Here is a 14,013-nt window from a genome sequence, read left to right as displayed (position 1 = left end):
TTGTGACCACCCAGCCTGACCAGGATGCTGTCGAGGGATCCCTGACAATCCGCGACGGCTGGGTGGTTCTCACAGGGCCTCAAGGTTCCTGGGGATACCGCGACGACGATCGGACGATTGAACGGTGGTTGCTGGAAACCGGGAGACCGTGGCTGGATGCGGACCTGCTCAAGGAAGCTCTGACCGCCGTCGGCGGTTGCGGTTCACCTCCTCCATGAGGCCGGTGCGGCGTCCGCAGCCGCCCCCCCCGAGGCGACCTCGCCGCCAAGGAGGCCCCCAGATCGCGCCCCCGGAACTCCGTCAGCGTTTTTAATAACAAATCAGCATAGTTCGTCTATCCTCGGCAAAATACCTTCTGCGCTTTTTAGGGACGCGACACTAGCCATGGGCACGGCGAAACGCCAACCGGGTCGCGGGCACGTAGCGTCCCAGAAACACCGACCGGCCCAAGGCAAAGAGCAAAAAGGCGAACAGCAGGCCGTGGTTGTCGAAAAGCGGCGTCAGACAGACTTGGGCCACGACATAGAAGGCCAAGGCCTGGAGCATGGAGTTGCGCACCGGCGCGGTCTGCATGGAGCCGGAGAAGATGCCGTAAAAGACCAGCCCCACGCTGGCGCAAAACGGGAACACCGTCATCCAGTGGGCAAAATCCCTGCCCGCCTCCAACACTTCCGGGATGGAGGTAAAAAGCCGGAACACGCCGTCCCAGGTCAGCCCGTAGGCCACGGACACCAGGATGGAGCCGTACAGGCACCACTGCCAGGACAGCGACACGCAACGGTCAAACAGCGCCGGGTCCTTTTTCCCCACGGCCTTGCCGGCCACCACGCTGGACGCGTTGGCCAGGCCGTCGAAGAAGTAGGCCATGAGATACTGGATCTGCAGGATGATGGCGTTGCCGGCCAGGATGTCCTTGCCGTAGCTCGCCCCCTTGGCCACGAACATGTTGGTGACGACGAGCAGACACAGGGTGCGGATAAACAGGTCGCCGTTGACCCGCACGATTTCGGCCACGACCTGCCGGTTGAAGAGTTCGCCCCAGGGCACTTCATCCAGCCGGACGGCGAAGTGCCGCCAGATGAGCCACACGCCCAGGGCCACGGCCCCGGTCTGGGCCAGCAGCGTGGCGGCGGCCACCCCGGGCACGCCCCAGCCAAAGCCCAGGACAAACAGCACCGACAACACGATGTTCAGGGCGTTGGTGGATATTTGCAGGACAAGGGAAGCCCGCAGCTTGATCTGGCCCATGAGCCAGCCCAGCATGACGTAGTTGGCGAGCACGCACGGCGCGCCCCAGACCAGGATGGAGAAATAGGTTTCCACCAGCCTGGCCACGTCCGGTTCGGGCCGCATGAAATACAGGGAAAAGGCCAGGATGGGCTTTTGCAGGAGGATGATGGCCGTCCCCACGGCCAGGGCGATGGCCAGGGGGCGCATAAGCGCCAGCAGGCACAGCTTGCGGTCGGCCGCGCCCAGGGCCTGGGAGGACATGCCGGTGGTGCTCACCCGCAAGAATCCGAACAGCCAGTAGATGGTGTTGAAGATGACCACGCCGATGGACACGCCGCCGATGTAGGCCGGGTCCGGCAGCCGGCCCATGACGCCCATGTCCACGGCCCCGAGCAGGGGCGTGGTGATGGTGGCCAGGATAAAGGGCACGGCAATGGACAGATAGGCTTTATGGGTCATGGAACCCTCCGCAAGGCTCATGATGAGCCCAAGGCCGGGCCTTGGGCGAAGAAAGAAATGCTAGGCCAAAACGGCGGCGATGAGCTGTCTGGAATAGCAGTCCTTGACGTTGACCAGGTCGGCCAGGGAATCGACCTGCTCGACCACCCGGCCGTCGTTGAAAAACAGGATGCGGTCACACAGGTGGGTGACGGCGGCCAGATCGTGGGAGATGAAGAGGTAGGACAGGCCGCTTTGTTCCTTGAGGGTTTTAAGCAGCTCCAACACCTGGAACTGCACCGAGACGTCCAGGGAGCTGACGGCCTCGTCGAGCAGCACCAGGGCCGGCTTGGCGGCCAGGGCCCGGGCGATGCACACCCGCTGGAGTTCGCCGCCGCTGAGTTCAAAGGACTTGCGGCCAAGGTAATCGCCAGGCAGGCGCACCTGGGCCAGCAGGGCTTTCAAGTAGGACACGTCCCCGGCCAGCTTGGTGCCGCGCAGCGGCTCGGCCAGAATGTCGCGCACCGGAAAACGCGGGTTGACCGAGGTGTTGTAGTCCTGAAAGACGATGCTCACCACGCCGCCAAGGCCCGTCCTGGCCCGGCCCCGGCCGAAAAGCCCGGCCGTGTCCATATGATAGATGTCTTCGCCCATAAGGCGCGCCAGACCGCGCTGGGGCCGCAGCGTGCCGGTGATGACCCGGCCCAGGGTGCTCTTGCCGCTGCCCGAAGCGCCGATAAGCCCCAGGCACTCGCCCTGGCGCATGTGAAAGGTCACGCCCTTGAGGATGGGTTTATACCCGGCGCGCCAGAACGTGCCTTTCTTTTTGAAGCTCAGGTGGACGTTTTCAACCTGCAACACGGCAGCACCCCCTTTCCCGGTCCAGACCGGCGCGTCGGCCGGCGTATGCCAGAAAACGGCTGGTCAGGGCGTTTCGGGTTTCGATGAGATAGCGGGCATGGTCGCTTTGGGGGGTATTGAATACGGCATCGGCCGGCCCGTATTCCACCTGCCGGCCCTGGTGCATGACCAGGGCCGTGTCCACGAGCATCCGCATGGCGCCGAGGTCGTGGGAGATGAAGATGAGGCTGGTGCGGCCGGACTCCCGGATGCGCACGAGCTCCTTCATGATCTCGAACTGCGTTACGCTGTCCAGGGCCGTGGTCGGCTCGTCGGCAATGATCAGCGCCGGCTGCAGGGCCAGGGTCAGCCCGATCATCACCCGCTGCAACATGCCGCCGCTCAACTGGTGGGGATACAGCGTGAGGATGTGGCCGGGATCCTGGATGCGCATGGCGGCCAGAGCGTCCCGGGCGATCTCCAGGGCGGCCTGCCGGCCGGTCCCCAGATGGAACCGGAAGGTTTCGGCCATCTGGTCGCCCACGGGACACAGCGGATCAAAGGAGGTCAGGGGGTGCTGCATGATCATGGCGATTTCCCGGCCGCACAGCGCCCGCATGGCCTTTGGCGGCAGGGAGAGCAGCTCCCGGCCCTGGAACTCGGCCCGGCCCGAAACCGCGAAGCCCTCGCCCAAAAGGCCCATGAGCGCCCGGCAGGTGACGCTCTTGCCGCTGCCGCTCTCGCCCAGGATGCCCATGGCCCCGCCGCGCTCCAGGCTGAAATCCACGCCGGAAACCAGGGGCCGCGCGCCTTGTTTCGTCTTCAGGGCCACGTCCAGGCCGCGTACCGTCAAAAGCGCGCTCATCGGCCGCTCCCTTTGATTTCCAGGGCGTCGCGCAGGCTGTCGCCCAGCATGTTGAAGGCCGCCACCAGGGTGAGCACGGCCAATCCCGGGGCCAGCATCTGGCCGGGGTGGGCGACGATGACCTGGCGCGCCTCGTTGAGCATGGCCCCCCACTCCGGGGCCGGGGCCTGCACGCCAAGCCCCAGAAAGGACAGGGTGGAGATGTTGAGGATGACCCAGCCCGTGTCCAGGGAGGCCAGGACCACGATTTCCGGCAGCACGGCCGGCAGCATGTGGCGCGACAGGATGAACCATGAACCGCTGCCGGTGGTGCGGGAGAAGACCACATAGTTGCGGTTGCGGTAGCCAAGCACCGAGCCCCGGATCATGCGGGCGTAAAAGGCCCACTTGATGAGGATGTTGGCGATGATCACGTTTTCCATGCCCACGCCCAGCATCCCGACCACGGCCAGGATCATGACCTGGCTTGGGAAAGACAGCATGACGTCGCAAAAGCGCATGAGCGCCTCGTCGATCATCCCCCCGGCCGAGCCGGACACAAGTCCGTAGGCCGCGCCCAACGTGATGGTGGCGGCCATGGTGAGCAGGGACAGCAAAATGGTGGGCTTGATGCCGTAGATCAGACGCGAGAACACACAGCGCCCCTGCTGATCCGTACCCAGGGGATAGTTCCAGGACATGGATTTGAACTTGTACAGGATATTGCCGGCCAGGGGGTCGTGGGGCGCGACATAGGGGGCGAAAAGCCCGGCCAGGACGGTGAGGCCGATGACGGCCAGACAGAGCAGGGCCACCCTGTCCTCCAACAGATTGCGCAGCATGTTACCGTTCCGCCTGTCGCCGTGGATCGATCATGGCGCTTATGATGTCCACGAGGAGGTTGCACACGATGAAAAGCACCCCCATCATGAGCACATAGGCCTGGATGACGGGATAGTCGCGGTTGAAGATGGCCGAGACGCATAGCCGCCCCACTCCGGGCCAGGCAAAGATGTTTTCCACCACGAAACTGCCGGCGATGAGCTGGGGCACGCTCATGCCCAGGGCCGTCACGCTTGATTGCAGGGAGTTTTTGAGCACATGGCGGACCACGGCCGCTTCGGGCAGGCCGCGCGCCCGGGCGTAGAGGACAAAAGGCTCCTGCATGACGGCCAGCATGGTGTTGCGGATAAGGCGCACATAGGTCGAAATGTAGGTCATGGACAGGGTGAAGGCCGGCAGCAGATAGGACCGCCAGCCCTCGTCGCCGCCGGTGGGCAGCAGATCGAAATGCACGGCGAAAAGCCAGATGGCCAAAAAGGCCACCCAATAGTTGGGCATGGCCGTGCCGAAAAAGACCAGGGTCCGCACCAGCCGGTCAAACAGCGAGTCCCGGGTCATGGCGCTGGCCACGGCCAGCGGGATGCTTGCGCCCACGACAAAAAGCAGGGACACGCCGGCCAGGGCCAAAGTGGCCGGCAGGCAGCGGCCAAGCTCCCCGGCCACGGTGCGGTGGTGGTTGGTGTAGGAGTGGCCGAAATCCAGGCGCAGGCTGTTGCCGAGCCAACGAACATAGCGCTCCCAGAAAGGCTGATCGAGCCCCAGCTCCTTGCGATGGAGCTCGATCAGTTCCTGCGACGGGATGATCTCGTTGACCCGCAGCGCCACCTCGGCCGGATCGGCAGGGATGAGCGTCACCAGGACGAAGGCCAGAAACGAGACGCCCAGGAGCAAGGGCACGGCGGCCAGCAGTCGCGAGAGAACATACCGTCGCATGATGCTAAAACGCCATCTTTTCCAAGGGGATCTCGAACTGGGACGGATTGAAGGTCACGTTCTTGAGGTCCTTGGTGAAAACGGCCCGGTTGCGCTGGTAGGTCAAGGGCAGATAGACGGCCTCGTCATGCAGCGTCGTCAGCAGCCATGTGAACATCTCCTGGCGCTTGGCCGGGTCGGTGCTGACGAGGATGGCCCGGATGGTTTCGTCGATTTTCTGCTTGTCCGGCAGGCCGAGCTGGGCCTTGTAGTCGCCGTAGACGACGCGCACCATGCCGCCGATGAACGACTGGGGATCATACGGCGTTCCCCAGGAGATGTTGTGGACGATGTCGAAGTCGCCGGCCTTCATGCGGTCGCGGTAGGCCTGCTCTTCCTCGCCGTGGAGATTGAGCTGCACGCCGGATTTGAGGAACTCCGCCTGGAGATACTCGGAGATGTCTTTTTCCGTGACGCTGTTGCTGTTGTAGTAGAGTTCCAGCGCCAGGGGCTTGCCGTCCTTTTCGCGGGGTTTGCCCGGGGCGGGCTGTTTCCAGCCAGCGGCGTCCAGCAGCGCGTCGGCCTTGGCGTGGCTGAAGGCGTAGGGGGTCAGGCCCACGTTGCAGTACGGGACGGTGGGAGCCAGCACAAAATCGGCCGGGCTTTCGATGCCGTTGAAAATGCCTTCCGACACGGCCTTGCGGTCGGTGAGGTGCTGCAGGGCCTGGCGCACCCGCTTGTCGCCGAGGTTGGGGCGCGAGGAGTTGATGAGGATGTTGCGGGTGGAAAGCGGCTTGGACAGGGCCGTGCCGAATTCCTTGCTCGTTTCCATCTGGCGCATGGTTTCGGCGTCGAGCAGGTTGGTGCCGTAGATCAGGTCGATCTCGCCTTTTTTGAGCGCCAGCAGCCGGGCCTGGTTGTCCGGGATGACCCGGGCCTTGAGGGTTTTGATGGCCGGCTTTTTGCCCCAGTACTTGTCGTTGGCCGTAAAGGTGGCCACCTGATCGACTTTGTTGTCGCTAAGGACGTAAGGGCCGGTGCCGACGTAGCTCGTCACGCCGTCCTTGGTGGAGCCGTCCTTCATGGACTTGGGCGAAATGAAGCGGAAGGGCCGCGTAACGCCGATTTCGATGAGGAAAGGATAGTACGGCTCCTTGAGGGTGATGCGCAGGGTGTGGTCGTCGACGGCCTCGACCTTGTCCATGAGCTTGATCATCTCCAGCCACGTGTGGCGCTCGCCATTGGCCAGGATGGCGTCGAAGTTGAGCTTGGCCGCCTTGGCGTCAAACTTCTCGCCGTCGGAGAAGAGCACGTCCTTGCGCAGGAAAAAGGTGTAGACCTTGCCGTCGTCGGACACGGTCCAACCCTCGGCCAGCCAGGGTTCGACGCCCTTTTCGGTGTTGATGACCAGGGATTCGAAAATGAGGTTCTGGGCGAAGATCTCGCCGGAATACAGGTGCGGATTGAGATTGCGGATGTCGCGGTAGTTGGCCACGACCAGCTCGCGGTCAGCCGCCTTGGCCTGGGCCGCCTGGGCGCTGCCTGCGCCACAACACAGCGCCATTCCTATAAAAGCCGCACAAAACCGACGCGTCCAACGCATGACGTCTCCTTGGGGTTAGTGTTGATATTGATTCTGGATTTCGCTATCATTTCTGTAATCCAGGGTTCATTACCAGCCGCCCCGGACGCGGGCAACAGCCTCCGCCGCAACGCAGCGTTTCACAAAGGACAGGCATGGATTACAACGATCTGTTTTACTTCACGATCATTGTCGAGGAGCAAGGGTTTAGCGCGGCCGAGCGCCGGCTTGGGGTATCAAAATCCACGCTGAGCCGACGCATCGCGGCCCTGGAACAACAAGTGGGCGTCCCCCTGCTCCATCGCAATTCCCGCCGGCTGGCCCTGACCCGGGCCGGGACGCAGTTCTTCGAGCACTGCAAGTCCATCGAGCGCGACATCCGCGAGGCCGTGTCGTCCCTGGCCGCCCTGCGGGAAAAGCCGTCGGGCCATGTGCGGGTGAGCGGCCGCACGCTTATTGCCCAGTATTATCTGTCGGTGACCCTGGCCAAGTTCATCGCCGCCCATCCGCAGGTCCGGGTGGAGCTTTTGGCCACCGACAGCGACCTGCATCCGGTGGACGCCCAGATCGACGTGGCCGTGACCACCCGGCCCATGGACGCCCTGCCCCAGGATGTCGTCGTGCGCCGGCTGGTGGAAGACGTCTACAGCCTCGTGGCCAGCCCGGCCTATATCGAGCGCTGCGGCCAGCCCCGGACTCCCGAGGAGCTTGGACGCTTCCAGACCATCGGCGAAGGCGGCGACGCGGCCGGCCGGCCCCAGGTCTGGGAGCTGTCGTGCGGCGACGGCCTGGACCGCCTGGCCCGGCACGAACCGGCCTTTTTATGCAACGATCTGCGGGCGCGCTACCACGCCGCCGTCCACGGGGCGGGCATCGCTCTTTTGCCGTCGGGCTTTTTGCGCGACGCCTTCCATTTCGGCTGGCTGCAGCCCGTGCTGCCGGACTGGCGGGGGCCTGCGGAAACCGTTTACGCCATCTTCCCGTCGAGCAAGGGCATGTTGCCGTCGGTGCGGGCGCTCATCGACTATCTGGGCGACAACCTGCCCGCCGTCATGGGGCTTTGCCGGACCCTGCCGGGCCGGGCCGCCTGAGGTTTTTGTCCTCCCGGCCAACACCCCACCTTCCCTTGGGGCCGCGGCGTCGCAAAAAAGGCCGGAGCCTTGCGGCCCCGGCCTTTGGCCGGCAACAGCTTCGGATGTTTAGAACTTGTAGGTCAGGCCGAAGGCCACCTTCCACGAATCGCCGTCGCGGGACTTGCTGGCCAGCCGGCTGCCCCAGACGCTCTCCTGGAATTCGCCGTGGGCCCAGCCGGTCTCGACCACGGCGGCCAGGTTTTCGTAGATCATGTACTTGTGGTCGAAGTTGACGGCCAGGATGTACTCGTTTTGGGTCAGGTCGCGGCCCATGACGAAGTAGGGGTTGGAGCCGAGCAGGGCATTGAGGTTGCGGATGGCCGAGGGGGCGTTGGTGCCGCGCACGTAGGTGAAGGTCAGGCGGTGGGTCAGCTTCTCAATGAAGGTGACGTTGTTGAGCGATGCCCCAAAGCCCCAGTTGCCGATGGGGGACACGCCCATGTTCGATTCCTTGCCGAGCATCTGGGAATCGTCGAACAGGAACGTGTTGCCCGCGCCCCAGTTGGGGGAGAGGGTCGGCATGCGCTCGGAGCCGTTGGCCGTGGAGCCGTCCTCGCCGGTGGACCACCAGCCAAAGAGCTGGGGCGTGAGCACGTCCCAGCCGGTGTACTCCACGCCGGCGTCGATGAACCAGCCGCTGCGCTTGCTTTTCTTGCGGTCGGACATGGCCCCGGCGCCGTAGATCACGTCAGCGTAGAACTTCACCGGGTCCAGGACGGTGATTTCAAAGGCGCCGCCGGCCCACCAGTAGGCGTTCTGGTCGTTTTTCCACATGGAAGGCGACACCAGGGTTCCGGCCGAGACGAGGTTGGCGGCAAAGCCGGTGGTCCAGTAGTTGGCGTTGTCGCCAGCCACGGCCACGGCGGCCCAAGGCGTAGCCTTAAAGCCGTCCAGGGTGACGGGCAGGACCAGGTAGTACATGTCCATTTCGTCGGCCACCTGGGTGGTGTCGGTGTCGTAAGTCCGGTTGGTGTCGATCAGGCGGGCAAAACCGGCCACCACGTCCAGGGTCTTGTCGATGAGGGGGGCCTTGACGTTGAAGGCAGCCAGGCGGTTGCCGCCAAAGACCACCGAGGTGTTGAACATCGACGACTGGGGCAGGTCGAATTCCTGCAAGCCGGCCGTGACTTCCACGCCTTCGCAGCCCGGGACGAAGAACTGCAGATAGGCCTGGTAGACGTAGATGGAAACCTCGGGGTTGGCGGCGGTCAGGGTGCCCTTGCCCCAGGCGTCCTCCACCCGGATGCCCAGGCGGAACTTCACGGCTTCGTTGGCCACGAAGTCGGAGCGCAGGCGAAAGCGCTCCCACAGCTGGAAGCGGTCCTCGGTCTTGGTCCCGGACTTGTTGTAGGCCGAGGGGCTGGCCCCGGTCCAGGACGAGGTGTTCCAGCCGGTGAAATTGTGGTTGGCGAAAAAGACGCCGTACACGCGGGCGTCGCCGGTCATCTTGACTTCCGAGGCAGCCTCGGCCCGGGCGAAAGCGCCCAGCACGAGCATTGCGGCGAACGTCCAAACGGCCAATCGTCTCATGAATCCTTCCTCCTTGGGGTAACAACGAGCATTGCCGGCACGAAGTGCTGTCCATCCCTCCCCGCAGCGTCCTGGACCTGCGCCAAAACCGCCGGGAAAACGGACTGGCCAGGCAAGCGGCGAAACATCGGCCCGGTCGGAACCGTCCGCCCAGAATCCTGGCCGGTCTGTTCCAAATAGTGCGTGGAAGGGAAGCGCTGGCGGATTGATTTCGAGAGTCATTACCGCCAGCTCAGGGCAGTTGATAACAGGCCGGCTTCGGCCGGACAACGCCACAAGGCGCAACGCTGCGTTGCAAGCAGGACACAGCAAGGGACAAAGGCCGCTGCAAACAGGAAGTGGAGCGGGAGAAGCAGCGCAACGCTTGGCTGGAAAAGGCCAGAACCCGGGAACAGGCGACGAACTGCAACGGATTGTTTTTCAGGCCTCCGCACCAGGGAAGCTTGCCGCGTGCAGTCGTATCGCTCGCCCAGGCTTCCCGTTACGGCAGGATGGCAAACACCCGGGCCGGGAATCCCGATCCGCCACGGGGTTTGGGGAAGGCCGCCACCACCAGCGCCCCGGCTTCCGGCACGGCGTCGAGATGGGCCAGAAGCTCGATCTGGTAGTGGTTGCGGGAAAGAATGTAGGTTTCCAGGGAATAGTCGTCGCGAGAGACGGCCAAGCCGGGATCAGTGTCCGTGGTCTCGTGGCCCGAGGCCGTGACGCCGCGCTCTTCATAAAGGTATTTGAGCACCTCCAGGCTCCAGCCTGGATAGTGGGCGATGCCGGCCGCGTCCTTGTTCTGCATGGCCGCCTGATCGGGCCAGCGGCTGCCCCAGCCCGTGCGCAGGGCCACGAACGCGCCGGCCGGGATTTGGCCGTTGCGCGCTTCCCAGGCGCGCACATCGTCCATGGTGACGGTGTAGTCGGGGTTCCCGGCGACCTTGGCGGTCACGTCAAGGACCGCCAGCGGCAAGACCATCTCCTTGACGTCGATCTGATCCACGGTGCGCAGGCCTTTGACGAAATGGGCCGGCGGATCGACATGGGTGCCCCACTGGCCGACGTGGGTGTAAGTTTCGGCGAAAAAGCCGCTGCCGGCCGTGCCCTGCCCGGGCTCGTAGCCGTAGAGGGTTTCGCGCTTCTCGTCGGGAAAGCCTTTCCAATGGGGGATGCCGGGGGCGAAAGCGTGGGTGAGGTCCACGAAGCGTTTGGAGGCGATGACCCGCCAGGCGTCGTCCAGGGTCATGGCGTCGCCGGCCAGGGCGAAGGGGGCGAGGGATAAACTAAGCCAGACCGCCAGGAAACACCCCACCACCACCACCGTGGAATGGCACTTTTGCCGCATCGGATTCCTCCGTTTTGACGCGTTGGCAAGACTCTCCTTGTTGTCTGCCGCCATTCGTCGGTGGCGTCAAATAGGGCGTGAGCCGGGGCGGCGAATTCGCCAAGTGAACACCGCACCATGATTCCCACATCCCCCCGCCCCCAAGACCATAAAAAAAGCCCCCGATCATTTCTGATCAGGGGCTTTTGAAAAGTAGCCCTGGCGGCGACCTACTTTCCCACACAAGAATATGCAGTATCATCGGCGAAGGAGGGCTTAACTTCCGAGTTCGGAATGGGGTCGGGTGTACCCCCTCCTCTATGACCACCAGGACAAATATATAAGTTAAAATAAGGGATGGGATTCGAGTTGGCAAAAATCAAGTCGAACGGACTATTAGTACCGGTCTGCTCAAACATTGCTGCTTTTGCACATCCGGCCTATCAACCATGTAGTCTACATGGGTCCTTCAGGGAGAACTCGTCTTGAGGCAGGCTTCCCGCTTAGATGCTTTCAGCGGTTATCCTTTCCGAACATAGCTACCCTGCGATGCCGTTGGCACGACAACAGGTGCACCAGAGGTTCGTTCATCCCGGTCCTCTCGTACTAGGGACAACCCCTCTCAATTCTCCAGCGCCCACGGAAGATAGGGACCAAACTGTCTCACGACGTTTTAAACCCAGCTCGCGTACCACTTTAATCGGCGAACAGCCGAACCCTTGGGACCTGCTCCAGCCCCAGGATGTGATGAGCCGACATCGAGGTGCCAAACCGCATCGTCGATATGAACTCTTGGATGCGATCAGCCTGTTATCCCCGGCGTACCTTTTATCCATTGAGCGATGGCCCTTCCATTCGGGACCACCGGATCACTAAGGCCCACTTTCGTGCCTGGTCGAGATGTCTCTCTCGCAGTCAAGCTCCCTTATGCCTTTGCACTCGACGGCTGGTTTCCAATCAGCCTGAGGGAACCTTTGCATGCCTCCGTTACTCTTTGGGAGGCGACCGCCCCAGTCAAACTACCCGCCAGACAATGTCCTCGAACCGGATAACGGTCCGAGTTAGAAGCTTAAACAACCGAGGGTGGTATTTCAAGGATGGCTCCGCCGACGCTGGCGCGCCGGTTTCACAGCCTCCCACCTATCCTACACACGGTTGCCCAAGCTCCAATGTCAAGCTATAGTAAAGGTGCACAGGGTCTTTCCGTCTTTCCGCGGGTAGACGGCATTTTCACCGCCACATCAATTTCACTGAGTCTCTGGTCGAGACAGCGTGGAGATCGTTACGCCATTCGTGCAGGTCGGAACTTACCCGACAAGGAATTTCGCTACCTTAGGACCGTTATAGTTACGGCCGCCGTTTACCGGGGCTTCGGTTTAGAGCTTCGCTTGCGCTGACTCCACCCCTTAACCTTCCGGCACCGGGCAGGCGTCAGTCCGTATACGTCGTCTTACGACTTCGCACAGACCTGTGTTTTTAGTAAACAGTCGCCACCACCGTTTCACTGCGACCCCCCGCGGCTTATGCAGTAAATGCTTCACCATAGGGGGCACCCCTTATCCCGAAGTTACGGGGTCATTTTGCCGAGTTCCTTAACCAGAGTTCTCTCAAGCGCCTTGGGATACTCTCCCCGCCCACCTGAGTTGGTTTGCGGTACGGTCTGCTTGTGCTAAACTTAGAAGCTTTTCTCGGCAGCCTGGGATTAGTCACTTCAGTCGTAAGACACGGCATCACGTCTCGGCCTTGAAGGAGAACGGATTTGCCTGTTCTCCAAGCCTACACGCTTGCACCGGCACTTCCAACAGCCGGCTGACCTACCCTCCTGCGTCCCTCCGTCGCACACACAAACAGGTACAGGAATATTAACCTGTTTTCCATCAGCTACGCCTTTCGGCCTCGCCTTAGGGACCGACTCACCCTGGGAAGATTAACTTTACCCAGGAAACCTTGGGCTTACGGCGAACGGGTTTCACACCCGTTTTATCGTTACTTATGCCAGCATTATCACTTCCCGTTAGTCCAGCAGACTTTACAATCTGCCTTCATCCCGTCCGGGAACGCTCCCCTACCGCCTATCGTTAAGATAGGCCCGAGGCTTCGGTACCATGCTTAGCTCCGTTACATTTTCGGCGCAGGACCACTAGACCAGTGAGCTATTACGCTTTCTTTAAAGGATGGCTGCTTCTAAGCCAACCTCCTGGCTGTCAGAGCGGTCCCACTTCCTTTCCCACTGAGCATGGATTTGGGAACCTTAGCCGTCGATCTGGGCTCTTACCCTCTCGACCCTGGACCTTCGCACCCAGAGTCTGACTCCCAGACAATAAAAGAACGGCATTCGGAGTTTGATAGGGTTTGGTAATCTGGTGAGACCCCTAGCCCTTTCAGTGCTCTACCTCCGTCCTTCCTGCCTGAGGCTATACCTCAATATATTTCGGGGAGAACCAGCTATCACCGAGTTTGATTGGCCTTTCACCCCTATCCACAAGTCATCCCAATGGTTTTCAGCCCATATGGGTTCGGTCCTCCACTCGGTTTTACCCGAGCTTCAACCTGCTCATGGATAGATCACCCGGTTTCGGGTCTATCCCGCCGTACTGTTCGCCCTATTCAGACTCGCTTTCGCTACGGCTCCGGCATTTTAGCCTTAACCTCGCACGACAGGATAACTCGCTGGCTCATTATGCAAAAGGCACGCTCTCACCGGACAAGTCCGGCTCGAACCGCTTGTAGGCAATCGGTTTCAGGTTCTCGTTTCACTCCCCTCACAGGGGTTCTTTTCACCTTTCCCTCACGGTACTGGTACACTATCGGTCGCTGAGGAGTATTTAGCCTTGGAAGATGGTCCTCCCGGATTCCCACGAGATTTCACGTGTCTCGTGGTACTCAGGTACCTCCAGCGGCACGTTCGGTTTCAGGTACGGGGCTTTCACCCTCTATGGCGCGCCTTCCCAGACGCTTCCCCTGCCTAATGATGCATCGCTTGATGGAGGCCCTACAACCCCAGACGTCCGGAGACGCCTGGTTTGGGCTCTTCCCGGTTCGCTCGCCGCTACTACGGGAATCTCTTTTGATTTCTTCTCCTGCGGGTACTGAGATGTTTCACTTCCCCGCGTTCGCCTCCCAAGACCTATGTATTCGGTCAAGGGATAACAGGACATGACTCCTGCTGGGTTTCCCCATTCGGAAATCACCGGATCAAAGCACGTTTGGCTGCTCCCCGGTGCGTATCGCCGCCTACCGCGTCCTTCATCGCCTCTCAGCGCCAAAGGCATCCACCGATTGCCCTTAATTACTTGGCTTTTGCCTAAATCCCATCCCTTATTTAACTGTCAAAGATCAGTGTCGCGCACCC

Annotated in this window: 9 protein-coding genes and 2 rRNA genes; 1 reads left to right on the top strand and 10 read right to left on the bottom strand. The window is 61.7% G+C overall.

Annotated features, from left to right (window positions below; all coding sequences use genetic code 11):
- Nucleotides 1–378: 378 nt before the first annotated feature.
- Genes C3Y92_RS03985 through nikA form a run of 6 tightly spaced genes read right to left on the bottom strand, consistent with a single transcriptional unit; the run spans nucleotide 379 to nucleotide 6,710 of the window.
- Nucleotides 379–1,689 (bottom strand): MATE family efflux transporter, encoded by a 1,311-nt coding sequence (locus C3Y92_RS03985; RefSeq protein WP_129349702.1) that lies wholly within the window; start codon nucleotides 1,687–1,689, stop codon nucleotides 379–381.
- A gap of 60 nt (nucleotides 1,690–1,749) precedes the next feature.
- Nucleotides 1,750–2,529, bottom strand: coding sequence for an ABC transporter ATP-binding protein (locus C3Y92_RS03980; RefSeq protein ID WP_129349700.1), 780 nt, complete (start codon nucleotides 2,527–2,529; stop codon nucleotides 1,750–1,752).
- On the bottom strand, nucleotides 2,516–3,373 hold the full coding sequence (locus tag C3Y92_RS03975) for an ABC transporter ATP-binding protein (protein ID WP_129349698.1): 858 nt from the start codon (nucleotides 3,371–3,373) through the stop codon (nucleotides 2,516–2,518). The genes C3Y92_RS03980 and C3Y92_RS03975 overlap by 14 nt, the downstream gene beginning before the upstream one ends.
- Nucleotides 3,370–4,194, bottom strand: a complete 825-nt coding sequence (gene opp1C / locus C3Y92_RS03970; RefSeq protein ID WP_129349696.1) for a nickel/cobalt ABC transporter permease — start codon at nucleotides 4,192–4,194, stop codon at nucleotides 3,370–3,372. Before opp1C ends, C3Y92_RS03975 begins: the two co-directional genes overlap by 4 nt.
- A 1-nt stretch (nucleotide 4,195) precedes the next feature.
- Entirely contained in the window at nucleotides 4,196–5,128 is a 933-nt protein-coding gene (gene opp1B / locus C3Y92_RS03965; RefSeq protein WP_129349694.1) for a nickel/cobalt ABC transporter permease, read from the bottom strand.
- A 4-nt stretch (nucleotides 5,129–5,132) separates the two neighbouring features.
- The gene (nikA, locus tag C3Y92_RS03960) at nucleotides 5,133–6,710 is read right to left on the bottom strand and encodes a nickel ABC transporter substrate-binding protein (RefSeq protein WP_129349692.1); all 1,578 of its coding nucleotides are present in this window, start codon (nucleotides 6,708–6,710) and stop codon (nucleotides 5,133–5,135) included.
- A gap of 134 nt (nucleotides 6,711–6,844) precedes the next feature.
- Between nikA and C3Y92_RS03955 the strand changes: the two genes are divergently transcribed.
- The gene (locus tag C3Y92_RS03955) at nucleotides 6,845–7,780 is read left to right on the top strand and encodes a LysR substrate-binding domain-containing protein (RefSeq protein WP_129349690.1); all 936 of its coding nucleotides are present in this window, start codon (nucleotides 6,845–6,847) and stop codon (nucleotides 7,778–7,780) included.
- A gap of 108 nt (nucleotides 7,781–7,888) precedes the next feature.
- Here C3Y92_RS03955 and C3Y92_RS03950 read toward each other — a convergent pair whose 3' ends face one another.
- From C3Y92_RS03950 to C3Y92_RS03935, 4 genes are all read right to left on the bottom strand, one after another.
- The gene (locus C3Y92_RS03950) at nucleotides 7,889–9,352 is read right to left on the bottom strand and encodes an outer membrane homotrimeric porin (RefSeq protein ID WP_129349688.1); all 1,464 of its coding nucleotides are present in this window, start codon (nucleotides 9,350–9,352) and stop codon (nucleotides 7,889–7,891) included.
- A gap of 481 nt (nucleotides 9,353–9,833) precedes the next feature.
- Nucleotides 9,834–10,682 (bottom strand): cyclase family protein, encoded by an 849-nt coding sequence (locus tag C3Y92_RS03945; protein ID WP_129349686.1) that lies wholly within the window; start codon nucleotides 10,680–10,682, stop codon nucleotides 9,834–9,836.
- A gap of 196 nt (nucleotides 10,683–10,878) precedes the next feature.
- Nucleotides 10,879–10,993: ribosomal RNA gene (gene rrf / locus C3Y92_RS03940) — 5S ribosomal RNA — on the bottom strand.
- A gap of 43 nt (nucleotides 10,994–11,036) precedes the next feature.
- Nucleotides 11,037–13,960, bottom strand: a 23S ribosomal RNA gene (locus tag C3Y92_RS03935).
- Nucleotides 13,961–14,013: the final 53 nt, after the last annotated feature.

Origin of the sequence: Solidesulfovibrio carbinolicus (assembly GCF_004135975.1) — a bacterium.
GTDB classification, from domain to species: domain Bacteria; phylum Desulfobacterota; class Desulfovibrionia; order Desulfovibrionales; family Desulfovibrionaceae; genus Solidesulfovibrio; species Solidesulfovibrio carbinolicus.
This window is presented reverse-complemented; position numbering and strand designations above follow the sequence as displayed.